The following is a 21,636-nucleotide window of genomic DNA, read 5'->3' as shown; positions in this document are numbered from 1 at the left end:
TTCGGCTCAAAGACTTATATTCCATGACCTCCCCCCAACACAGCAAAGTTCTTATTTTGGGCTCTGGCCCTGCCGGCTACACCGCCGCCGTTTACGCCGCGCGTGCCAACCTTCAACCCACGCTCATCACCGGCATGGCACAGGGCGGTCAATTGATGACCACCACCGAGGTGGATAACTGGCCCGCCGATGTCCATGGCGTTCAAGGACCCGATCTGATGCAGCGGTTTTTGGAACACGCTGAGCGCTTTAATACCCACATGGTGTTTGACCATATCAACAAGGTTGACTTCTCTAAGCGTCCTTTCACTTTGTTTGGTGACAGCGGCACCTACACCTGTGACGCCCTCATCATCGCCACAGGCGCCTCGGCCAAATACTTGGGCCTGCCATCCGAGCAGTCGTTCATGGGGCGCGGCGTTTCGGGTTGCGCCACCTGCGACGGTTTTTTCTACCGCGATCAGGTGTGCTGTGTGGTCGGTGGTGGCAACACCGCCGTGGAAGAAGCGCTTTACCTCTCCAACATCGCCGCCAAAGTTCACCTGATTCACCGCCGCGACAAGTTCAAGGCTGAGGCCATCATGATCGACAAACTCATGGACAAGGTCAAAGCAGGCAAGATTGTGCTGGAAGTGCACAGTGTGCTGGAAGAAGTTTTGGGAGATGCCTCCGGCGTCACCGGCGTTCGCTTGAAAAGCACCTTGGACAGCAGCACCCGCGATTTAGCGGTCCACGGCTGCTTTATTGCCATTGGTCACCAACCCAACACTGGTATTTTTGAAGGCCAGTTGAGCATGAAAGATGGCTACATCATCACCCAAAGCGGCTTGCAAGGCATGGCTACACAAACCAGCGTACCCGGTATTTTTGCGGCTGGGGATGTGCAAGACCACATTTACCGCCAAGCCATCACCAGCGCAGGAACGGGTTGCATGGCGGCCTTGGATGCGCAGCGCTTTTTAGAGCAATAAAACCGATTTAAGATCGCCAAGGGGTTTCAGGCTACAATCTTTGGCTTTGAGGATTTTCATCCAGGGGATACCGCCCCCCATTTGGCGAGGTCAAGCCTGACCACTGCTTGTTGTCAGGCTGTTAGTAAAAGGAGTGTCTGAATGGCACGCGTATGTGAAGTCACGGGCAAAGGCCCCATGGTCGGAAACAATGTTTCCCACGCCAACAACAAAACCAAGCGTCGTTTCATGCCCAATTTGCAATACCGCCGTTTCTGGGTGGAAACCGAAAACCGTTGGGTGCGTTTGCGCGTTTCCAGCGCTGCATTGCGCTTGATCGACAAAAAAGGCATTGACGTCGTGCTCGCAGACATGCGCGCTCGCGGTCAAGCTTAATTTTTTTACCGACTTCGAAAGGACTTCATCATGGCTTCCAAAGGCGGACGCGAAAAAATCAAGCTGGAATCAACTGCTGGCACCGGTCACTTCTACACCACCAGCAAAAACAAGAAAACCATGCCCGAGAAAATGTCGATCATGAAATTTGATCCCAAAGCTCGCAAGCATGTGGAATACAAAGAAATCAAGCTGAAGTAATTCAGCCGTTGAAACAAAAAACCCGCTTAGGCGGGTTTTTTTACGACCTATAAAAGTGTCTTAGTGCCGCCAGCGGTAATAGCCTAAGCCAAAGTTAAATGTAAATGGCAGGGGGTTGCCGTAATAGTAAGGCGGCGAATACGGCAGAACGTAAACGGGATTGGTCAGCACCTGAGGCGGGGCTTGCAAGTAAATCACTTGCGGCGCTGGTGGCAAAGGCGGCGTTGGTGTTGAAGCTGAATAGGTAGGCGTGATTTGCAATGTCACATAGGAGCCGGGATCGTAGGGCATTTGCACGGTGTATTGCTTGCCTGCATACTCGTAAACCACATTGAAAGTGGTGTGCATGACCACCTCGCCATTGCTGTTGACGATGGTCGAAGGCGATACAAAGGGCGTGCTTGAGATGACTCTGGCTTGCTCTTGGGACCAAGCACTGAATACACACAAAAAACTTGCCACTGTCAGGCATCTAAAAAATGGGTGCATAAATAGCCTTTGTGATTTGATAACTTAATGAAGAAGGAAATCTGCTGCTTTTTCTGCCAGCATGACGGTAGCCGCATTGGTGTTGCCGCTCACCAAAGTGGGCATGACCGAGGCATCAATCACACGCAAACCCGATACCCCTTTGACCCGTAATTGAGAATCAAGTACCGCTGTGGCGTCATGCTCAGCGCCCATTTTGCAAGTGCCTACAGGGTGATAAATCGTGTCAGCACGCTGACGGATATACGCCTCCCATTGCGCGTCGGTTTGTATGTCTGTGGTGTAAATTTCTTTACCTCGGTAGGCCTCAAGAGCCGGTGCTTGCATGATGGTGCGTAACTTTTTAGCACCCTCAACCATCAAGGCTATGTCTCTGTCGTCGCTTAAGAAAGCCGGGTCTATCAACGGTGCATCAAAAGGGTCTCGACTGTTCAAGCGAACACTGCCTCTAGAGTGTGGTCTGAGCACACATACATGGCAGGAGTAGCCATAGCCCCAATGCAGGCGACGGGCATGGTCTTCAACACGTGCTACAACAAAATGAAATTGGATGTCGGGTCGCTTAGCATCTGGCGCACAACGAACAAATGCGCCTGCTTCTGCATAAGGCGTTGCCACTATGCCGGTTCCATCTTTGCGCCATTGAGCAATACCTTTCAGGAGTTGCCAAGCAGCACCTGGGGCAATGCCCAGTACATCGCTTCTTAAAGAGTGGTACCCCAAAGTGACGTCCAAATGGTCTTGCAAGTTCGCACCTACACCCTGTAAATCTTTTTTCACCTCGATGCCTAGAGACTGCAAATGATCACATGGACCAATGCCACTGAGCATCAAAAGTTGGGGCGACTGAAATGCGCCAGCACACAAGACTACCTCGGCTTTGGCGTGTACCTGCAGTGCATGAGAGCCGCGCCGGTACGCCACACCACTTATGCGGTGCTCACGCCATAGAAGTTCAGTGGCATGCGCACCCGTCAAGACCGTGAGATTGGGGCGTTGGGCCATGATGGGGTGCAAAAACCCAGCTGCTGCTGAACACCGCTCCCCATTGCGCTGGTCGTCCCAAAACTGGGTGACCTGATGCAAACCAGCGCCTTCTTGTTTCGGGCCATTGAAATCTTCGTTCAGATCAATTCCGCACTGCTGAGCGGCTTGAATCCAAGCCGCAGACACCTGATGGGGCGACTGCTGAAATGCCACAGACAAAGGCCCGCCTGTGCCGTGCCATTCACTGTTGCCACGTTGGTTGTTTTCCGAGCGCTTGAAGTAGGGCAGTACATCTTTAAAGCCCCAGCCCTCACAGCCCAAGTCGCGCCAGCCGTCGTAGTCCTCTCGCTGGCCACGCACATACAACATGGCGTTGATAGCGCTAGAGCCTCCCAAGGCTTTACCGCGAGGCTGGTAGCCACGCCGACCTCCCAAGCCCACTTGGGGTGTGGTTTCAAAAGCCCAGTTATTGATTTTGAGTGGTTTGCCAGGCAACATGAGGGCAGCCGCCATGGGCGCACGGATCAACACATCACGGCCATCGCCGCCAGCCTCTAACAAACACACAGTAACGCTAGGATCGGCACTTAAACGATTGGCCAAAGTAGCGCCAGCGGAGCCGCCGCCCACAATGACATAGTCGAACTGGGGAGTGGTCATCCCATGCGCGCTGTGCGCAATTGCAAAGAAAAGTCGCGCAAAGCGGCAACTCCGCTTTCCTCGGCACGCCTGCACCAAGTTTGCAAGTCCAGAGCCAATTGCGCCTGTGTCGCATGGGTATTGAGCCAAAGCTGACGCAACTCTTCGCGCATACGCACCATGGTGTCCACATCGGGCAAAGCAGCACGGGCTTGGGCCAAGAGTGAGCGGAATTGCTCGGGCACTTGAACCTCATCGCGGTGCATCCAACGGCGCGCCGCGCTCAAGACTGCTTCGGTAGGCAACTTGGGTAGATTGGCAACCTCTTGCTTTAAGGCTAGCTTGAGTTGAGCGGCAAAACCGGCCATCACCTCGTAGCGGTTAGCAATCAAGGCCTCCAAGGTTTTTTCATCGGCGACTGGCTTGGCATCGGCATAGAGCAATTTGGGTGGTGTCTTTTTCACTGAGGCCAACCCCAGTGTTTCCAAGATGCGGATGTACAACCAGCCAATATCGAATTCGTAAGGCTTGACAGACAATTTGGCCGAGGTGGGGTAGGTGTGGTGGTTGTTGTGCAACTCTTCACCACCAATGAGGATGCCCCAAGGCGAGATATTGGTGCTGGCGTCGGGTGCTTCAAAATTGCGGTAGCCCCAGTAGTGGCCTATGCCATTGATGACACCGGCCGCCGTGACGGGAATCCACATCATTTGCACCGCCCAGATGGTCGCGCCAATGGCACCAAACAAAGCCAAATCGATGATGAGCATCAGCCCCACACCTTGCCAAGTGAAGCGCGAATAAATGTTTCGCTCTAGCCAATCGTCAGGCGTGCCATGGCCGTATTTACGCAAGGTTTCTTCATTTGCCGCTTCAACACCATACAGCTCTGCACCTTGCCAAAACACCTTTTTAATGCCAAACACCTGGGGGCTGTGCGGATCTTCCTCGGTTTCACACTTGGCATGGTGTTTGCGGTGAATCGACGCCCATGCCTTGGTGGTCATGCCGGTGGTCAACCACAACCAACAACGGAAAAAATGCGCTGGCAGCCAATGCAAATCTAAAGAGCGATGCGCTTGATGACGGTGCAAATAAATGGTGACGGCTGCAATGGTGACGTGGGTCATGGCCAGCGTGATGAGCACCAATTGCCAGCCACTCAGTTGCCATGTGCCATAAGCCAGCCAATTCAATACAACATCCAGCCAAGGCCAAGCAGGTAACAGCATACGAATCCTTTAGTGCAAATTTTTGTCTATTTTAAGCAGCTGTCCATGCAGCCGCAAAGAACCCATCGGTGGCATGGCGATGCGGCCACAGACGCAAATACAAATCATCGGCGGTGCACAAAGTTGCTGCTTGATCCACATCAAGCTCAGTCAACAAGTCCTTGACGGGCAAAGGCTTGAAGTTGGGATGGGCTGCACTGAAAGCTTGGGCAATCTGCTCGTTTTCCTCAAGCAACAAGCTGCAGGTGGCATACACCAAGCGACCACCAGGTTTAAGTAAACGTGCGGCACTGGCCAAAATCGCCGCTTGCTTGACGCTGAGTTCGGCAACAGCCTCGGGAGTTTGGCGCCATTTCAAGTCGGGATTGCGACGCAAAGTGCCCAAACCGGTGCAAGGCGCGTCCACCAGCACACGGTCCATCTTGCCGCGTAAGCGCTTGATACGCTCATCGCGTTCATGGGCAATCGCCACAGGGTGAATATTGGATAACCCGCTACGAGCTAAACGAGGTTTCAAAGCATCTAAGCGATGTGCGGACGTGTCAAATGCGTACAAGCGACCAGTGTTGCGCATGGATGCACCCAGCGCCAAGGTTTTGCCGCCTGCACCTGCACAAAAATCAGCCACCATCTCACCGCGCTTGGCATCCACCAACAGCGCTAACAATTGCGAACCCTCGTCTTGCACTTCGATCAAGCCCTTTTCAAAAAGCGCTAACTTGCTAAGGTTGGGTTTGGCGTTCATGCGCAAGCCCCATGGAGAAAACGGCGTAGGTACAACCGCAATGCCATGCTTTTCCAGTTCAGTCTGAACATCGGCGCGTTTGGCCAGCAGGGTATTCACCCGCACATCCAAGCCCGCGGTGTGTTGCAAGCTCTCGACCAAGGGCCAAAACTCGTCGCCCAACTGCGCCTGCAAAGCTTGGGCTAACCAAGGCGGCAAATTATGTTGATGTGGCGCCAGAAAAGCGTCATCAGTGGCAGCATCGCAATCGGCCAACCACTTGAACTCCATCTCGCTCATGGCGGCTTTCATGAAGCCGCGGTCCCCATGAATAGCTTGGGGTTGCTGCAGTTTGGCTTGCGCATCCAAGTAAGCTGCCCATCCCAAGATGGCTAAGCGCCGCTCTTTGACGCCTGTGCCAGATTTGGCCAAGTGTTCGAACCGCAGTTTTTGACGCAACACGTTGTAGCCGGTTTCGGCCAAGACGCCACGCTCACGCGGGCCTAGGGCCATTTGTTTGCGTTGGTCACGAAAGTATTTGGAAACCACGCTGTCGGCAGGGTGGTCAAAGCGAAGCAGCAAACGGGTGAGTTCGGTGCAAGCGTCTAACAAGGCTTTTGGATGCATGCACGGATTATCGGCTTTGCCAGATAAGCTTTATGCTTGGCTGCCATGTCAGACACCGACCTCACACCCTTACCCGTCCTGCCGCTCGGGCCTTATATGCACTACAAAGGCCTGCGCTATGAAGTGCTGGGCGTGGTGCGCCACAGCGAAACCCTAGAGCCTTTGGTGCTGTACCGCGCCGAATACGGTGAACGGGGTCTGTGGGTGCGGCCGTTTGCGATGTTCACCGAAGAGGTGGTGATTGAAGGCGTGAAGCAGCCGCGCTTCACGCCGCGCACACCTTAAGCAAACACGCCCGCAGTCTCTTGCATCTGCGCCGACACTTGACCTAAGTGGTGCAAGCTGTCGCCCAAACTGAGTTCGATTTGCGTCAAGCGTTTGAAGCAGTGGCTGACGATGTACTCATCGGTCACACCAATGCCACCATGCAACTGCACCGCTTCTTGGCCCACATGTCGGGTGGAGCGCCCGATTTGAAATTTGGCACGTGACACCGCCAGTGAACGCTCAGCGGCTGGTGCATTGAGTTTGAGCGTGGCGTAATAGCTCATGGAGCGGCCCAACTCGAGTTGCATTTTCATGTCGGCCACGCGGTGGCGCAGCGCCTGGAAGCTGGCAATCGCCACGCCAAACTGTTTGCGGGTGTTCATGTACTCCACGGTGATGGACAATGTTTTCTCCATCAAACCCACAGCTTCGGCGCACAAGGAAGTGGCACCCACATCCACCGCCAATTGCAAAGCCGCCAAGCCGTCTTGGCTGATGAGTTGTGCGGGGGCGTCTTTCAAATGCAATTCACTCATGCGACTGCCGTCTTGCGCAAGGTAGGCTGGTGCCGTGTCGGTGGCCGCACTGCGCGGCACCAAGAACAGGGCAAGCCTTCCATTCACCGTGGCAGGCACCAAAAACCCATGGGCGTGATCACCGACCGGCACCAAGCTTTTGTGTCCGTTGATGTGCCAAGCGCCGCCCACTTGCTTTGCCGTGGCTTGGCATTTATGCAAGTCGTAGCGAGCACCTTTTTCATGGTGCGCCAACACCAGCAAGGCTTGGCCACCGGCCAAGCGAGGCAGCCACTCGGTTTTGAGGTCTTCGGGCGCATAAGCTTGCAGCACCGCGGTGCTGATCCAGGTGTGTGCCAAGGGTTCCAACACCATGCCCCGCCCCAACTCCTCCATGGCCACCATGCCCTCGGTGGGGCCCATGGCCATGCCGCCATAAGCGTCTTGCACATACAGGCCGCACAAACCCAACTCAGCCATGGCTTGGTAGGCGCTGGCGGAAAAACCACCTGCGGCCACCACGCTGCGTCGTTCGTCAAAGCTGTAGGCCTTGTCCACCCATTTGCGAACCGCGTCGCGCAGTTGCGATTGTTCGTCTGAAAAATCAAAGTCCATGGTTCACCCCAAAACGGTTTGCGCAACGATGTTGCGTTGCACTTCATTCGAACCGCCATAAATGGTGGTCTTGCGCATATTGAAATAGGTGGACGCCAAAGGCGCACAGTGGGCCGCACCCACATGGTCGCCTTGCCAACCGGCGTCCATCGCTTCTTGGATGAAGGGCAAGCTGAAAGGACCAGCGGCCATCATCATCAACTCGCTGTAGCGCTGCTGAATTTCGGAGCCGCGGATTTTCAAGAGGCCTGCAATGTCCAGAGACTGCTTGCCGGACTTTTCTGCGCTCAAGACGCGCAGCACCATCATCTCCAAGGCAATGACGTCGACTTCGAGCTTGGCTATTTCGTCGCGAAAGCGCATGTCATCCCAAACACCTTCGGCTTTGGCGATGCGCTTTAAGCGCTCCAACTCTCGCTTGGCGCGGTTGACATCAGCGATATTGGTGCGCTCATGCGCCAGCAGGTATTTGGCGTAATTCCAGCCCTTGTTTTCCTCGCCAATCAGGTTCTCGGCGGGCACTTCCACGTTGTCAAACCAGACCTCGTTGACTTCGCATTCGCCGTCCAGCAATTTGATGGGACGCACACTCACACCCTTGGACTTCATGTCGATCAGCAAAAACGAAATGCCGGTTTGCGGCTTGCCCTCGGTGCTGGTGCGCACCAAGCAAAAAATCCATTCGCCAAACTGGGCCAAGGTGGTCCAGGTTTTTTGGCCGTTGACGATGAATTTGTTGCCCACACGCTCGGCGCGGGTTTTGAGTGAGGCTAAGTCCGAACCCGAACCAGGCTCGCTATAACCTTGGCTCCACCACACATCGCCGCTGGCAATGCCCGGCAAAAAGCGCTGCTGTTGCTCGGGCGAACCAAACGCCATGATGACGGGCGCCACCATGACGGGGCCAAATGGCACCACGCGTGGCGCACCGGCCAAGGCGCATTCCTCTTCGAACAAATGCTTTTGTACTTCGCTCCAACCTGGGCCGCCAAATTGTTGGGGCCAGCCGTAGCCCAACCAACCCTTGGCGCCCAAAATTTTGGCCCAAGACTGCATGTCCTCGCGGGTTAAGCGCAAGGCGTTATGCACTTTTTCGGAAATATTCTTCGGCAAATGTGCGTGTACCCATGTGCGTATCTCTTCGCGAAAAGCCTGTTCTTCAGGGGTGAAAGCCAAATCCATCAAGGGTCTCCAAGGCAATTTAGAACGGTCGTGCCATTTTGCGCGATTTTTCATGGCTGATTGAACCGTCCGCAGATAATCCCCGTCTATGCAAAACATTGTGGTTCTAATTTCTGGCGGCGGCTCCAATATGCTGGCCATCGCCCAAGCCGCCCATCTTGAACAATGGCAAGCGCGTTTTGATGCGCGTATCGCTTGCGTCATCAGCAACCGCCCCCAAGCAGCGGGCTTGGCCAAAGCCGCCAGCATGGGATTGACCACGCAAGTGGTGGACCACACGCTGTACCAACACCAATCCAACCCCCGCGATGCTTTTGACTCGGCTTTGATGCAAGCCATCGATACCCATCAACCCACTTTAGTGGTGCTGGCTGGTTTTATGCGTATCTTGACGCCTGGCTTTGTGGTGCATTACCAAGGGCGATTGCTGAACATTCATCCCTCTTTGCTGCCAGCTTTTCCGGGGCTGCATACCCACCAACGCGCCATTGACGCAGGTTGTGGCTTTGCTGGCGCCACGGTGCACCAAGTGACAGTGGATTTAGACGATGGCCCCATTCTTGAGCAAGCCGTGGTGCCAGTTTTGCCAGAGGACACGGCTGACAGCTTGGCGGCGCGGGTGCTCACGCAAGAGCATTTAATCTACCCTAGGGTGGTGGCGCAGTTACTAAGCCGCCAGCCTTGAATTACGCGGCAAATGCGCGGTTAAAAACTCCATCTGGTCGGCCAATATGCGGCGGTTGCGCAAGATGAAGTCTTCCCACAGCGTGGGTACATATGGGGTGTAGAGCAAGGGCATACGGGCTTGCTCAGGGGTGCGGTTGGCTTTGCGGTGGTTGCAAGCGCGGCAAGCGGTAACCACATTCATCCAAGTATCCAAACCATGCTGGCCAAACGGAATGATGTGCTCTCGGGTGAGTTCGGTTTCGTGGAAGTCGTCCCCACAGTAAGCGCAGATATTGCGATCGCGGGCAAAGAGTTTGCTGTTGGTCAAGCCGGGTTTGAGTTCAAACGGGTTGATGCCCGGCACACCCTTGGTGCCAATGATGCTGTTGACGGTGATGATGGATTGCTCGCCGGTGATGGCGTTATGACCACCGCGAAACACCGCGATTTGCGCACCGGCTTCCCAGCGCACTTCTTCCGCCGCGTAATGGATGACCGCTTGTTCCAGCGAAATCCAAGACTGCGGCAACCCTTGGGCTGACAGCTTCAACACCTTCAACATTCACCTCCACAGAGATCAAAGCGAGCACTGACGTCGATTCCTAGACAATATACCTTGTTTTCATGAAACATCTTTGTCAAGCTACCCTGAGCCATGCACATCTTTCGCGGCATTCAACATCCCAAACTGGCGCCAGCCTGCGCCGTCACCATTGGCAACTTCGATGGCGTTCACCGCGGCCACCAAGCCATGTTGGCTTTGCTGCGCAACGAAGCGCGGCATCGTGCTTTGCCCTCGTGCGTGATGACTTTCGAACCGCACCCGCGCGACTTCTTTGCGCAAAGCTTGGGCAAACCGGAGATGGCACCCCAGCGCATCGCCAGCCTGCGCGACAAACTCGCCGAACTTGAAGCTTGCGGCATCGACCAATGCTTGGTCATGCCTTTTAATGCTTGGTTATCTGGCCTGTCGCCTGATGATTTTGTGCAGCAGGTCTTGGTGAAAGGTTTAGGCACTCGCTACATCTTGGTGGGGGACGACTTTTGCTATGGCGCCAAGCGTGCCGGTGATTACGCCTCTTTATCGCTCAGTGGGCAAGAACTGGGCTTTGAGGTGGCAAGAATGAACAGCTATGAAGTGGCGGACCCCGCCCAAGCCCATGCCAGTGTTCGAGTGTCGAGTTCAGCGGTGCGTGAAGCCCTTGCGCAAGGGCGCATGTCTGATGCAGCGCAACTGTTGGGGCGTCCCTATGCCATCTCGGGCCATGTGGTGCATGGTCGCAAACTGGGGCGCGAATTGAAATGTCCTACTTTGAACCTGCGCTTCCCGCACGCTAAACCCGCGGCAAGTGGCATCTTTGTGGTGCTTGTTCATGGCTTAGCTGACAAACCCCTACAAGGTGTGGCCAATTTAGGCATTCGCCCCTCTCTAGACCCCAACGATGTCAATGGGGGTCAGGTACTGCTGGAAACCCATTGCTTAGATTGGCCTGCCTCACTCGGCATGGATGGGGGCTACGGTAAACTCATACAAGTGGATTTGCTCCACAAACTGCACGATGAACTGAAATATGACAGCCTTGAATCTCTGGAACAAGGCATCGCCCAAGACTGCATTGACGCACGTCAGTGGTTTAACTCATGACCGATACCTCAACCGACTACCGCAACACCCTCAACCTGCCCGACACGCCCTTTCCCATGCGCGGCGACTTGCCCAAGCGCGAACCGGCGTGGGCCAAGGCTTGGTCTGAGCAAGGGCTTTACAAACAACTGCGCGTGGCCCGCCACGGCCAACCGCTGTTTGTACTGCACGATGGGCCACCCTATGCCAACGGCAAATTGCACATTGGCCATGCGCTGAACAAAGTATTGAAAGACATGATTGTGAAAAGCCGCCAATTGGCGGGCTTTGATGCGCAGTACATCCCCGGCTGGGACTGCCACGGTTTGCCGATTGAAAACGCCATCGAGAAACTGCATGGCCGCAAACTCTCTAGAGACGATATGCAGGCCAAAAGCCGCGCCTTTGCCACCGAGCAAATTGACCAACAACGCGAAGACTTTCAGCGCCTTGGCGTCTTAGGCGACTGGGAGCGCCCCTACCGCACCATGGACCCGGCCAACGAGGCCGGCGAAATCCGCGCCTTCAAGCGGGTGATTGAGCGCGGTTTTGTTTACCGAGGTTTAAAGCCGGTGTATTGGTGTTTCGATTGCGGCTCGTCCTTGGCCGAATTTGAAATTGAATACGCAGACAAAAAGAGCGACACCTTGGATGTGGCATTTTTGTGCGCCGAACCCCACAAACTGGCCACGGCCTTTGGTTTGCCCAAGCTGGACAAACAAGCCTTTGCCGTCATTTGGACCACCACCGCTTGGACCATTCCTGCCAACCAAGCCTTGAACCTCAACCCCGAATTGACTTACGCCTTGGTCGACACCGCCAAAGGCTTGTACCTCTGCGCTGAAAGCTTGGTGGACAAGTGTTTGGAGCGCTGGCAGCTCAGCGGCAACGTGGTGGCCACTTGCAAGGGCCAAGCGCTGGACTTGATCGAGTTTCACCACCCACTCTCACATGTGGACGCAAGCTACCAACGTGTTGCACCGGTGTACTTGGCCGACTACGCCACTGCTGATGATGGCACCGGTATCGTGCACAGCGCACCCGCCTACGGCGTGGACGACTTCAACTCCTGCGTGGCGCACGGCATGAAGTACACCGACATCTTGAACCCCGTTCAAGGCAATGGTGCGTATGCGCCCGACTTCGCGTTGTTCGGTGGCCAACACATTTGGAAAGCCGTGCCAGTCATTTTGGAGGCGCTGAAAAACGCCGACCGCTTGATGGCCACGCACGGCATCACCCACAGCTACCCGCATTGCTGGCGACATAAAACACCTGTCATCTACCGCGCCGCAGCGCAGTGGTTTATTCGCATGGACGAAGGTGCGGGTGTGTTCACCGTCGACAAAGCGCCCAAGACGCTGCGTCAATTGGCGCTGGACGCCATTGAGCAAACCCAGTTCTACCCCGAAAACGGCAAAACCCGTTTGCGCGACATGATCGCCAACCGCCCCGACTGGTGCATTTCGCGCCAACGCTCGTGGGGCGTGCCCGTGCCTTTCTTTTTGCACAAAGACAGCGGCGAATTGCACCCACGCACCATGGCCATCTTGGACCAAGCCGCTGACATGGTGGAGCATGGCGGCATCGAAGCATGGAGCCGCGCCACGGTGCAAGACATCCTCACCCAATCTGGCGACCACCCCGAGGACTACACCAAGAGCACCGATATTTTGGAGGTGTGGTTTGACTCAGGAAGCACCTTTGAGCATGTGCTGCGCGGCAGCCACAAAGACGCTTACGACCGGCCGCCCTTCCATGAGAGTGGCCCCGAAGCTGATCTGTATTTGGAAGGCCACGACCAGCACCGTGGTTGGTTCCACAGTTCTTTGCTTTTGGGCTGCGCCTTGTACGACCGCGCACCCTACAAAGGCTTGTTGACCCACGGCTTTGCCACCGATGGACAAGGTCGCAAAATGAGCAAATCGCTTGGCAACACGGTGGTGCCGCAAGAAGTCACCGACAAACTGGGCGCAGAAATCGTGCGCCTGTGGGTGGCCTCCACCGATTACTCGGGCGACTTGAACATCGACGACAAAATTTTGGCGCGGGTGGTCGACACCTACCGCCGTGTGCGCAACACCTTGAAGTTTTTGCTCGCCAACACCAGCGACTTTGACTTCGCCAAAGATGCGGTGGCCTTGGCCGATATGCTCGAGGTCGACCGCTACGCTTTGAGCCGCACCGCTCAACTGCAAGCCGATATCGTGGGCCACTACAACGCGGCAAAAAAAGTGTTCGAGGGCGGTCACTTTGGGGTGTACGAGTTTCACCCCGTGGTGGCCAAGTTGCAGATTTTTTGCTCTGAAGATTTGGGCGCTTTCTATTTGGATGTGCTCAAAGACCGTCTCTACACCACCCAAACCGCGTCACACGCCAGGCGCAGCGCCCAAACCGCGCTGTGGCACATCACCCAAGCCATGTTGCGTTGGATGGCGCCATTTCTCAGCTTCACCGCCGAAGAGGCGTGGTACGTACTTGGTATGGGTCAAACCATCTTCAGTGACAGCTATGTCCACCTTCCCGAAGCAGATAAAGAACTGCTTGGCAAATGGTCACGCGTCCTCAAACTGCGTGAAGAGGTGAATAAAGAGATCGAGTTGGTGCGCAGCCAAGGCTTGGTAGGCTCTTCTTTGCAAGCCGAGGTGGATCTGACCTTGCCTGCTGCTGATTTAGCATTGCTAACAAGCTTGGGTGAGGATGTGCGTTTTGTGTTCATCACCTCGGCGCTGCGTTTACACGCTGGCGACGCTGTGGCTATTCAGGTCACGCCATCAGTCCACGCAAAATGCGAGCGCTGCTGGCATTACCGCGACGATATCGGTAGCGACTCAGCGCATGCCACTTTGTGTGGCCGATGCACCAGCAATTTGTTTGGTTCGGGTGAATCTCGCTTAGTCGCTTAAGGTCCATGGCCAAACCGTCTTCCCCGTCCCTGCTGCTGTGGTTGGGCATTGCCTTGGCTTTGTTGCTGGCTGATCAGTTCACCAAGTTACTCATTGTGGAAAGCTTTGCGTTAGGCGACAGCCAAGCGGTCACCACTTTTTTTAACTTGGTGCGGGTGCACAACAGCGGCGCGGCGTTTTCCATGCTCTCCAGCGCTTCAGGCTGGCAGCGCTGGTTCTTCACTGGCATAGGCGTGGCGGCCACGCTTTTCATTCTTTGGCTGCTGCGCAGCCACCCCACGCAAAAACTGTTTTGCTTTGCGCTGGCCTTGGTGTTGGGCGGCGCGGTGGGCAATGTCATCGACCGCTTGCTGTACGGCCATGTGATCGACTTCCTTGACTTTCACTGGGATTGGTTGTCGCCCGTGTTTTTTCAAGGCCACTTTCCCGCTTTCAATGTCGCCGACAGCGCCATCAGTGTGGGCGCGGTTTGTTTGATCTTGGATGAATTGATCAGGGTCCGCAAAAGCTGAACGCATCTGCAAACCCTCTCTGAAATTACACCGTCAAAATCGTACAACCCGTGGTCTTGCGGGCTTCCAAATCGCGGTGCGCTTGCGCCGCATCGGCCAAGGGGTAGCGCTGATCGATGTGGATTTTCACCTTGCCACTGCCCACCACCTCGAATAAATCGTCGGCCATTTGCTGATTGACTTCGCGGGTGGCAATATGCGTGAACAAGGTTTGTCGGGTCATGTAAATCGAGCCCTTGGCACCCAATACGCCAGGCGCAAAAGGCGCCACAGGTCCCGAGGCGTTGCCGAAACTGGCCATTAAACCAAACGGCGACAAACAATTGAGCGACTTCTCCCAAGTGTCTTTGCCCACCGAGTCGTAGACCACCTTCACGCCTTTTCCACCCGTGATCTCTTTCACACGGGCTTCGAAATCTTCTTTGGCGTAGTTGATGACATGGGCGGCACCGTTGGCTTTGGCCAAGGCGCATTTTTCATCGCTACCCGCCGTGCCAATGAGCTGGTAACCCAAGGCTTTGGCCCATTGGCAGGCAATGAGGCCAACGCCCCCCGCAGCTGCATGGAACAAGATGGGGTCACCCGCTTGCAAACCGGCTTGGGGCAAGGTGCGCTTGAGCAAATACTGCACCGTCAAGCCTTTGAGCATCATGGCCGCACCCGTGTCGAAATCGATGTTGTTAGGCAGTTTGCAGACGTTTTTGGCGGGCATTACCCGCGCTTCGCAGTAACTTCCAGGAGGCGCGCTGGCATAGGCCGCGCGGTCGCCAGCCTTCAAATGCGTCACGCCTGCACCCACGGCCTCGACCACGCCCGAAGCTTCCATGCCCAAACCATGGGGCATCTCCAGGGGATACAAGCCCGTGCGGTGGTAAACATCAATGAAGTTCAAACCCACAGCTTTGTGGCGTATGCGAATTTCACCAGGGCCTGTCTCTCCTACAGTTACATCAACGAGGTGCAGCTCTTCAGGGCCACCGGGTTTGTTGAAATGAATGGCTTTGCTCATGCGGATCTCCTAGGGGCAAATACGAAAAGAAAACCCACATCCTGCCATGAAATTGACAGGCTGTGGGTTAGAGTGTCACCCGCATGTCTGACAACACCTCCGCCCCCACCCCCGCCGCTGCCTCGCTTTTGACCCCCGCCACCATCGGCTTGTTACTGCTGCCGCCCTTGGTATGGGCGGGCAATTCCATTTTGGGCCGCGTGGTGGCCGACATGGTGCCGCCCATCACCTTGAATTTTTTCCGCTGGCTACTGGCTTTTTTGCTGCTTTTGCCGTGGGGATGGCGCTTACTCTTGCCCAGCAGTCCCTTGTGGCCGCACTGGCGGCGCTACGCGGTGCTCAGCTTGTTGGGCGTGGGTTGCTACAACAGCTTTCAGTATTTGGCCCTGCACACCTCCACCCCCATCAATGTCACGCTCGTGGCTTCGAGCGTTCCCGTGTTCATGCTGGCCATGGGCGCGGTGTGGTTCAAGCAGCACATCACACCGCGGCAATTGCTGGGGGCAGCCATGTCCATCGCTGGTGTGCTGTGCGTACTGGGGCGTGGCGACTGGCAAACCTTGCTGCGGGTTGAATGGGTGATTGGCGATGTGTATGTATTGATCGCTGTGCTGTGTTGGGCGCTCTATAGCTGGTTGCTGTCTCAACCCAAAGACCCTCCTGAGATTCGCAGCAACTGGGTAAATTTTTTAATGGCACAAATGGTGTTTGGTTTGCTGTGGTGTGGCGTCTGTACCGCTTTGGAATGGCACTACAGCAGTAACCCGCAGATTGAATGGGGCTGGCCACTGGCTGCTGCACTGTTGTATGTGGCCTTGGGGCCGGCCTTGTTGGCCTACCGCAGCTGGGGCTTAGGGATTCAGCGTGTGGGGCCCAATATCGCCAGTTTTTTTGCCAACCTGACACCCTTGTTTGCGGCGGTCATGTCCACTGTTTTGCTGGGCGACGCTCCGCACACTTACCACGGTGTGGCGTTTGTCTTGATTGCGGGCGGCATTGTGGTCTCTTCGCGGACAAACCAGTAAGTGTTGGGAATTGGATATAACTAAAAGTACTCATTTAAATGATAAAAATAAACTTTTAAGATTCAATAAACTTTTATTTTAAATTTTTACGACTTTGCCACTTTTGTAACCCTATTTATTGACATAACATCCTTTAAAAAGTGAATTAACTTGCTTTTTTAATTAAAAAGGAAAATTTATGCAATTCAAAAGAATGTGTTTTAAGTTGGGATTTGCCATGGCGCTATGGCATACCTCGCTGGGCTTGCTGGCACAGGCCCCAATACCCTCGCCACAAGACAATGTATTGAAATTATTTCATCAAACCGCTGACCGCAAACAACCGCAACGCTTGGTGGCCGAGCTTGATTTAGCGAGCTTGAAAAAACTTCCACAACACACCTTCACCACCCACACCCCTTGGTTTAAAGAACCTGTCACTTTCACCGGACCCTTGGTTCGCGATGTTTTGGCCAACGCCCAACTCAAGGGCAAAACTCTGAATGCCGTGGCGCTAGACAACTACAAATCCAAATTTCCTTTGAATGACGTGATGAATTTTGATGTCATCTTGGCGCACTCGATCAATGGCGAACAACTGACTCCCAAAAACAAGGGGCCGCTGTTCATCGTCTACCCTTACGACAGCAAAAAGGAATTACAAGCTGTGGTGTATTACCAGCGATCAGTTTGGCAACTCAAGGCACTGATCGTCGAATAAATACCTTATATGTTGAAAAACCTGAATACATGGACTTACAGCATACGGCTGTTTGTGGTAACTGCAGCGATCGCTGTGGCTATGGTTTTGCTGTTGACTTTCGAGTTGATACAAAGGCAGGCCCTGATTGCGCAAAGCAACCTAAGGGTTGACTCTCAAACAGCACCTGCTTTTTTACTTGACCGCGAATTTTTGCGACTCCAACACGCATTGGAGATGCATTTGTATAAAACTATTCCCCTGCCAAAGGATGAATTGCTCATACATCTGGACTTGCTGGAAAGCAAAGTAGACGTTATTCGCGAGTCCCCGGGTGCTGCTTTCATATTCAAAAATCCAGACAACGTCGATAGCGTTGCACAGATCAACGAATTTGTTCAACGAGCTAAACAAGAACTCAACCGATCAGACAGCCGTTCTAGCGAATTGCGTCGACTGCTTCAGGACATGGCCGATTTCTCTGCACAAACCCATTCTTTGGGCACCTCGGCAGACCTGATGGCTTCAATGCTGATGGAGGATCAATACGCCGAACTGATTGTGCAGAACCGCCAAATCACATCGATTACCTTGGCTCAATTGGTATTTCTGATGGCCACGGCCATAGGTCTTTTGTCACGTCACCGTAAGCAGCAGCAAGAAAAGCTTGCACTCACCAATTTGAACAATCAGTTGCGACAGGCTCAGCAAGCTGCTGAATCTGCTAGTCGTGGCAAAAGCCTCTTCTTGGCCAATATGAGCCACGAGTTGCGCACGCCATTCAATGGCATCGTGGGTATTTTGAATGTGCTGGCGACAACGCCCCTGAGCCCGCAGCAAGCCGATCTGATCCACACGGTCAATAATTCTGCTGGACATTTCTTGAAGCTGCTCAACGATATTTTGGATGCGTCTGCACTTGAGTCGGGCAAGATGAACATCCAAGCTGAAGAGGTGGATTTGCGAAGCATCATGCTAGATGTGCACGCCATCATGCTGCCGATGGCAATTCAAAAAGAACTTGACTTTGCACTTCACGATTTACCGACAGCGGCTTTTTGGGTCAAATCTGATGGCACTCGCTTGCGCCAGATCTTGCTTAATTTGTTGAATAACGCCATCAAGTTCACCGATAAAGGCCAGGTCAGTCTGCAATTTCAGACATCCGCCAACCCCTCAGGGCAGCAGTTTTTTGAATTTGCGGTGACAGACACTGGTATCGGGCTGAACACCGAATCACTGAGCAAATTGTTCCAGCGCTTCTACCAAGTCGATTCCGGTTTATCCCGCCGCTTCTCTGGTGCAGGCCTTGGGCTTGAAATTTCCCTAGGGCTGGCACGTATGTTGAATGGCGAAATCGAGGTCCAAAGTCAGCTGGGGCAAGGTTCGACATTTCGGGTGAAGCTACCCCTGGTAAAGCACACGCCTGCCATCACCGAAGTTTTGCCTCCCAGTGAAGACTACCTCTCAGCTTCAAATGACATCAGCCTGCGGATACTGGTCGCTGATGATCACCCAGTGAATCAGAAATTTTTAGCATTTTTACTGCAACGCATGGGCCATACCGCGACCTTTTGTGACAACGGTGAATTGGCCTTGCAAGCTTTGCAAGAAACGGACTTTGACGTGGTATTGATGGACATCCATATGCCCGTGATGGATGGCTTAACGGCCACCCGCAGAATACGCGCCCTACCAAGTGAAAAATCTCAAATACCTGTGATTGTGTTGAGCGCAGACGTGTACAAGGAAGCACGTGACAGTGCAGCGACTGTTGGGGTAAATGCCTTTATTCCTAAACCGGTTCAGCCTCAGGAATTGCAAAGCACTTTACAACTGCATGTGCTGTCCAAACGAGAACAGGCACACAGCCTCAGCCTGTGAACATCACGTTAATGCGAGCGACATATTTAGACACCTCGCCGCTGACTTGGCAACCTATGTGACGCACCGAGTCCATGCCAAAACCATGGCGGAAAAACAAAGCCGAACCCTTGCGAGGCGACACATCGACCCAGGTGCCATCGGGTCGGAATAAACGTGTATTACCCCCTTGCACCCCGTCCTCTGGGCCGTTGAGGTACAGCAGCATGGTCAAACCAGAACGGATGTGTGAAGGCCATTCCAGCATCTGTTGGCGGTCGTCGCTCAGGCTGTAGCCAGGCCAAGCGCCATCGGTGTGCAAATTGAAGACATCTTGATCGTCGTAGCGGTACATATTGATGCGCCGGCTCAACGCGCAGAACAACACCTCGCCTTGCAATATGGGCGGCAGCAAATGGCCGATGCGCTCGAACATAGGGCCAAGCAACTCTTCATCAGCTACCCAATGCACCGATTTGTTCATGCGCATACCCGGCGGCGTGGCGATGCCAGGGGCTTCCTCGCGAAAGCCCATGCGCTCGCTGGCCGTGACAATGGCGTCAGCTTCAACTGCCGTGACAACGGGGTCGATAGCAAACGCCAACAGGCCGCCCAGATCAATATCGCGTCGTTGGGCGGGTGTGTCAGGTGCTGCGCCTAAACGTAAAGGTTCAGGAGAGGCCTCAAACGCGTACACCGGCGTCATGGGCACCACGCCACCCATGGGCAAGGAGCCAGGCAGATGCGCTACTGCACGATGGGCAGGCCACAGCGAACCGTCCACGGGGCTGTGCACAGGACTTGCCAACATCAGTGCGTTCCTGGAAAGGCTCCGCCGTCGATCAAAATGTTTTGACCGGTGATAAAGCCTGCATGTTGGCTACACAAAAACGCGCAGGTTTGGCCAAACTCATCGGGGTGACCAAAGCGCTGAGCAGGTGCCATTTTTTTACGGGCTTCGGCCAAAGCTTCGATACTTTGACCCGTTTTGGTTGCGGCACCCGCCAGCGTGGTTTTCAAGCGATCGGTGTCAAACGCACCAGGCAATAAGCTGTTGATGGTGACATTGTTGCCAGCCAAAGCAGTGGTGCGCGACAGACCCGCCACAAAACCCGTCAAGCCACTGCGAGCGCCATTGGACAAACCCAAAATATCGATAGGTGCCTTGACCGCGCTGGACGTGATGTTGACGATGCGACCAAAGCCACGAGAGGCCATGCCATCCACCGTGGCTTTGATGAGTTCGATGGGTGTGAGCATATTGGCGTCGACCGCTTTGATCCAAGCTTCGCGGTCCCACTCACGAAAGTCGCCAGGCGGAGGGCCACCCGCATTGGTCACCACGATGTCGTAGTTTTTGCCGGGTCCACCAGCCACCGACCAAATAGCTGCACGCCCTGCTTCGGTGGTGATGTCTTGGGCAACTGTCAACACAGTCACGCCCAGCAAACGCAGTTTGTCAGCGGAGGCTTGCAAGGCATCAGCGCCACGCGACACCATCACCACATTCACCCCGTTTTGCGCTAGCGCAGTGGCGCAACCCAAGCCCAAACCCTTGCTGGCACCACCCACCAAAGCCCATTTACCTTTGATTCCTAAATCCATTATTTATCTCCATAACGAGAAGCCAGATACACACCACCAAGCACCAACACGGTACCCAGACCAATCCACGCATTCAGGGGCTCACCCAACACCCACACACCCAAGGCCAGTGTCGACAGGGGGCCAATCATGCCAGTTTGCGAGGTGAGCGCAGCACCTATGCGCTCGATCGCCAACATCACCATCAACACAGGAGCCACTGTACAAGCCGTGGCATTGAGCAAACCCCACCACCACACCTCCACCGGTATCACGGTATTGAGCGGCCGCAGCAAGGCAAATTGTGCCAAACAACACACACACGCTACCGATGAGGCCCAACCCACCAAACGTATCGAGCCCAAGCGATTGACCACCTCACCGCTGAACATCAAATACAAGGCATAGCTCAAGGCGCTGGCCAACACAAACAAGGCACCCGTCACCGCATCGGGACCTGCCAAACTTACCTCATGGCCAAACACCAACAGCACACCCGCGTAACTGACCGCCATAGCCAAGGCGCGGATGGGGCGAACACGGCGCTTGTAAAGCAAGGCACTCAAGAGCAGCACCAAGGTGGGGTTCAAATACAAAATCAACCGCTCCAAGCTGGCTGTGATGTATTGCAAACCTAAAAAATCCAAAAAACTGGCCAAGTAGTAACCCAGCACACCCAAGACAATGATGATGGGCGCGTCACGCCACTGCAAAGGGTTTTCTTTGGCATGGGTACCTCGTGAAGCCCACCATGCCAGCGCCACAAACATGGGCAGCGACCACAGCATTCGCACCATGATGACGGTGACAGCATCCACGCCATAGCGGTAAGAGAGTTTGACAATGATGGCCTTGCCGCTGAACGTGATGGCACCCGCCAGCGCCAACAGCACACCGCTGGCATGGGGCGACAGGCGAGGTGTCGCCATCGCTGTAGAGTTAGT

The 21,636-nt window shown here is 54.6% G+C and carries 22 protein-coding genes; 11 read left to right on the top strand and 11 right to left on the bottom strand.

All coding sequences use genetic code 11. From position 1 onward, the window contains the following. Positions 1-23 precede the first annotated feature (23 nt). The 3 genes from trxB to rpmG all read left to right on the top strand — a co-directional run bounded on the left by trxB (position 24) and on the right by rpmG (position 1,547). Positions 24-971 carry a thioredoxin-disulfide reductase gene (gene trxB / locus AC9UEO_RS02910; protein WP_509529601.1) on the top strand — a complete coding sequence of 316 codons (948 nt, stop codon included), beginning with the start codon at positions 24-26 and terminating at the stop codon, positions 969-971. Between the two features lie 141 nt (positions 972-1,112). Continuing rightward, positions 1,113-1,346: a 50S ribosomal protein L28 gene (gene rpmB, locus AC9UEO_RS02905; RefSeq protein WP_509529598.1), complete on the top strand. Its 234-nt coding sequence runs from the start codon at positions 1,113-1,115 to the stop codon at positions 1,344-1,346. Positions 1,347-1,376: 30 nt separating this feature from the next. Beyond that, a complete protein-coding gene (gene rpmG, locus AC9UEO_RS02900) occupies positions 1,377-1,547 on the top strand; it encodes a 50S ribosomal protein L33 (RefSeq protein WP_019425810.1) in 171 nt (56 codons plus the stop codon). Between the two features lie 60 nt (positions 1,548-1,607). Here rpmG and AC9UEO_RS02895 read toward each other — a convergent pair whose 3' ends face one another. Genes AC9UEO_RS02895 through AC9UEO_RS02880 form a run of 4 tightly spaced genes read right to left on the bottom strand, consistent with a single transcriptional unit; the run spans position 1,608 to position 6,245 of the window. Next, positions 1,608-2,009 (bottom strand): hypothetical protein, encoded by a 402-nt coding sequence (locus AC9UEO_RS02895; RefSeq protein ID WP_509529594.1) that lies wholly within the window; start codon positions 2,007-2,009, stop codon positions 1,608-1,610. A 51-nt stretch (positions 2,010-2,060) separates the two neighbouring features. Continuing rightward, positions 2,061-3,683 (bottom strand): GMC family oxidoreductase, encoded by a 1,623-nt coding sequence (locus AC9UEO_RS02890; protein WP_509529592.1) that lies wholly within the window; start codon positions 3,681-3,683, stop codon positions 2,061-2,063. Beyond that, a complete protein-coding gene (locus AC9UEO_RS02885) occupies positions 3,680-4,894 on the bottom strand; it encodes a DesA family fatty acid desaturase (RefSeq protein ID WP_509529589.1) in 1,215 nt (404 codons plus the stop codon). Before AC9UEO_RS02885 ends, AC9UEO_RS02890 begins: the two co-directional genes overlap by 4 nt. Positions 4,895-4,925: 31 nt before the next feature. Continuing rightward, on the bottom strand, positions 4,926-6,245 hold the full coding sequence (locus AC9UEO_RS02880; RefSeq protein ID WP_509529585.1) for an RsmB/NOP family class I SAM-dependent RNA methyltransferase: 1,320 nt from the start codon (positions 6,243-6,245) through the stop codon (positions 4,926-4,928). Positions 6,246-6,290: 45 nt separating this feature from the next. On the opposite strand from AC9UEO_RS02880, the gene AC9UEO_RS02875 reads away from it, so the two are divergent. Beyond that, complete coding sequence (locus tag AC9UEO_RS02875) at positions 6,291-6,530, top strand: DUF1653 domain-containing protein (RefSeq protein ID WP_509529583.1); 240 nt, start codon at positions 6,291-6,293, stop codon at positions 6,528-6,530. Here the strand turns inward: AC9UEO_RS02875 and AC9UEO_RS02870 are convergent. Continuing rightward, positions 6,527-7,642 (bottom strand): acyl-CoA dehydrogenase family protein, encoded by a 1,116-nt coding sequence (locus tag AC9UEO_RS02870; RefSeq protein ID WP_509529581.1) that lies wholly within the window; start codon positions 7,640-7,642, stop codon positions 6,527-6,529. The genes AC9UEO_RS02875 and AC9UEO_RS02870 overlap by 4 nt on opposite strands. Positions 7,643-7,645: 3 nt before the next feature. Then, positions 7,646-8,824, bottom strand: coding sequence for an acyl-CoA dehydrogenase family protein (locus AC9UEO_RS02865; protein ID WP_509529579.1), 1,179 nt, complete (start codon positions 8,822-8,824; stop codon positions 7,646-7,648). 88 nt (positions 8,825-8,912) lie between these two features. Here AC9UEO_RS02865 and purN point away from each other — a divergent pair, with 88 nt between their 5' ends. After that, positions 8,913-9,509 (top strand): phosphoribosylglycinamide formyltransferase, encoded by a 597-nt coding sequence (gene purN / locus AC9UEO_RS02860; RefSeq protein ID WP_509529577.1) that lies wholly within the window; start codon positions 8,913-8,915, stop codon positions 9,507-9,509. Here the strand turns inward: purN and AC9UEO_RS02855 are convergent. Then, on the bottom strand, positions 9,492-10,049 hold the full coding sequence (locus AC9UEO_RS02855; protein WP_509529733.1) for an HNH endonuclease: 558 nt from the start codon (positions 10,047-10,049) through the stop codon (positions 9,492-9,494). The two genes, purN and AC9UEO_RS02855, sit on opposite strands and share 18 nt — an antisense overlap. A 96-nt stretch (positions 10,050-10,145) precedes the next feature. Between AC9UEO_RS02855 and AC9UEO_RS02850 the strand changes: the two genes are divergently transcribed. From AC9UEO_RS02850 to lspA, 3 genes are read left to right on the top strand one after another with little or no spacing between them, the layout of a single operon-like run. Next, positions 10,146-11,135 (top strand): bifunctional riboflavin kinase/FAD synthetase, encoded by a 990-nt coding sequence (locus tag AC9UEO_RS02850; RefSeq protein WP_509529574.1) that lies wholly within the window; start codon positions 10,146-10,148, stop codon positions 11,133-11,135. Beyond that, entirely contained in the window at positions 11,132-14,020 is a 2,889-nt protein-coding gene (ileS, locus tag AC9UEO_RS02845) for an isoleucine--tRNA ligase (RefSeq protein WP_509529572.1), read from the top strand. The genes AC9UEO_RS02850 and ileS overlap by 4 nt, the downstream gene beginning before the upstream one ends. Positions 14,021-14,025: 5 nt before the next feature. Then, positions 14,026-14,532 (top strand): signal peptidase II, encoded by a 507-nt coding sequence (gene lspA, locus AC9UEO_RS02840; RefSeq protein ID WP_509529569.1) that lies wholly within the window; start codon positions 14,026-14,028, stop codon positions 14,530-14,532. 25 nt (positions 14,533-14,557) lie between these two features. Here lspA and AC9UEO_RS02835 read toward each other — a convergent pair whose 3' ends face one another. Then, positions 14,558-15,541, bottom strand: a complete 984-nt coding sequence (locus AC9UEO_RS02835; RefSeq protein ID WP_509529566.1) for a quinone oxidoreductase family protein — start codon at positions 15,539-15,541, stop codon at positions 14,558-14,560. Positions 15,542-15,624: 83 nt separating this feature from the next. Between AC9UEO_RS02835 and AC9UEO_RS02830 the strand changes: the two genes are divergently transcribed. The 3 genes from AC9UEO_RS02830 (at position 15,625) to AC9UEO_RS02820 (ending at position 19,129) form a co-directional block, all read left to right on the top strand. Then, on the top strand, positions 15,625-16,566 hold the full coding sequence (locus AC9UEO_RS02830) for a DMT family transporter (protein ID WP_509529564.1): 942 nt from the start codon (positions 15,625-15,627) through the stop codon (positions 16,564-16,566). Between the two features lie 178 nt (positions 16,567-16,744). After that, positions 16,745-17,266, top strand: coding sequence for a putative pterin-binding protein (locus AC9UEO_RS02825; protein WP_509529562.1), 522 nt, complete (start codon positions 16,745-16,747; stop codon positions 17,264-17,266). Positions 17,267-17,275: 9 nt separating this feature from the next. Then, the gene (locus tag AC9UEO_RS02820; protein WP_509529559.1) at positions 17,276-19,129 is read left to right on the top strand and encodes a response regulator; all 1,854 of its coding nucleotides are present in this window, start codon (positions 17,276-17,278) and stop codon (positions 19,127-19,129) included. On the opposite strand, the gene AC9UEO_RS02815 is transcribed toward AC9UEO_RS02820, so the two are convergent. From AC9UEO_RS02815 to AC9UEO_RS02805, 3 genes are read right to left on the bottom strand one after another with little or no spacing between them, the layout of a single operon-like run. Beyond that, on the bottom strand, positions 19,119-19,919 hold the full coding sequence (locus tag AC9UEO_RS02815; RefSeq protein ID WP_509529557.1) for a 2OG-Fe(II) oxygenase: 801 nt from the start codon (positions 19,917-19,919) through the stop codon (positions 19,119-19,121). The genes AC9UEO_RS02820 and AC9UEO_RS02815 overlap by 11 nt on opposite strands. Beyond that, positions 19,919-20,713, bottom strand: coding sequence for an SDR family oxidoreductase (locus AC9UEO_RS02810; protein WP_509529555.1), 795 nt, complete (start codon positions 20,711-20,713; stop codon positions 19,919-19,921). Before AC9UEO_RS02810 ends, AC9UEO_RS02815 begins: the two co-directional genes overlap by 1 nt. Continuing rightward, a complete protein-coding gene (locus tag AC9UEO_RS02805) occupies positions 20,713-21,621 on the bottom strand; it encodes a DMT family transporter (RefSeq protein ID WP_509529552.1) in 909 nt (302 codons plus the stop codon). Before AC9UEO_RS02805 ends, AC9UEO_RS02810 begins: the two co-directional genes overlap by 1 nt. Between the last annotated feature and the right edge of the window lie 15 nt (positions 21,622-21,636).

Origin of the sequence: Limnohabitans sp. (genome assembly GCF_040401495.1) — a bacterium.
Lineage (GTDB): Bacteria > Pseudomonadota > Gammaproteobacteria > Burkholderiales > Burkholderiaceae_C > Limnohabitans.
Note: the sequence above shows the minus strand (reverse complement) of the source record. Positions and strands in the feature narration are given on the sequence as shown.

Coding starts and splice junctions, on each gene's coding strand:
- trxB (WP_509529601.1), top strand. CDS start 24: ATGACCTCCCCCCAACACAGCAAAGTTCTTATTTTGGGCTCTGGCCCT.
- rpmB (WP_509529598.1), top strand. CDS start 1,113: ATGGCACGCGTATGTGAAGTCACGGGCAAAGGCCCCATGGTCGGAAAC.
- rpmG (WP_019425810.1), top strand. CDS start 1,377: ATGGCTTCCAAAGGCGGACGCGAAAAAATCAAGCTGGAATCAACTGCT.
- AC9UEO_RS02890 (WP_509529592.1), bottom strand. CDS start 3,683: ATGACCACTCCCCAGTTCGACTATGTCATTGTGGGCGGCGGCTCCGCT.
- AC9UEO_RS02885 (WP_509529589.1), bottom strand. CDS start 4,894: ATGCTGTTACCTGCTTGGCCTTGGCTGGATGTTGTATTGAATTGGCTG.
- AC9UEO_RS02880 (WP_509529585.1), bottom strand. CDS start 6,245: ATGCATCCAAAAGCCTTGTTAGACGCTTGCACCGAACTCACCCGTTTG.
- AC9UEO_RS02875 (WP_509529583.1), top strand. CDS start 6,291: ATGTCAGACACCGACCTCACACCCTTACCCGTCCTGCCGCTCGGGCCT.
- AC9UEO_RS02870 (WP_509529581.1), bottom strand. CDS start 7,642: ATGGACTTTGATTTTTCAGACGAACAATCGCAACTGCGCGACGCGGTT.
- AC9UEO_RS02865 (WP_509529579.1), bottom strand. CDS start 8,824: ATGGATTTGGCTTTCACCCCTGAAGAACAGGCTTTTCGCGAAGAGATA.
- purN (WP_509529577.1), top strand. CDS start 8,913: ATGCAAAACATTGTGGTTCTAATTTCTGGCGGCGGCTCCAATATGCTG.
- AC9UEO_RS02850 (WP_509529574.1), top strand. CDS start 10,146: ATGCACATCTTTCGCGGCATTCAACATCCCAAACTGGCGCCAGCCTGC.
- ileS (WP_509529572.1), top strand. CDS start 11,132: ATGACCGATACCTCAACCGACTACCGCAACACCCTCAACCTGCCCGAC.
- lspA (WP_509529569.1), top strand. CDS start 14,026: ATGGCCAAACCGTCTTCCCCGTCCCTGCTGCTGTGGTTGGGCATTGCC.
- AC9UEO_RS02835 (WP_509529566.1), bottom strand. CDS start 15,541: ATGAGCAAAGCCATTCATTTCAACAAACCCGGTGGCCCTGAAGAGCTG.
- AC9UEO_RS02830 (WP_509529564.1), top strand. CDS start 15,625: ATGTCTGACAACACCTCCGCCCCCACCCCCGCCGCTGCCTCGCTTTTG.
- AC9UEO_RS02825 (WP_509529562.1), top strand. CDS start 16,745: ATGCAATTCAAAAGAATGTGTTTTAAGTTGGGATTTGCCATGGCGCTA.
- AC9UEO_RS02820 (WP_509529559.1), top strand. CDS start 17,276: ATGTTGAAAAACCTGAATACATGGACTTACAGCATACGGCTGTTTGTG.
- AC9UEO_RS02815 (WP_509529557.1), bottom strand. CDS start 19,919: ATGTTGGCAAGTCCTGTGCACAGCCCCGTGGACGGTTCGCTGTGGCCT.
- AC9UEO_RS02810 (WP_509529555.1), bottom strand. CDS start 20,713: ATGGATTTAGGAATCAAAGGTAAATGGGCTTTGGTGGGTGGTGCCAGC.
- AC9UEO_RS02805 (WP_509529552.1), bottom strand. CDS start 21,621: ATGGCGACACCTCGCCTGTCGCCCCATGCCAGCGGTGTGCTGTTGGCG.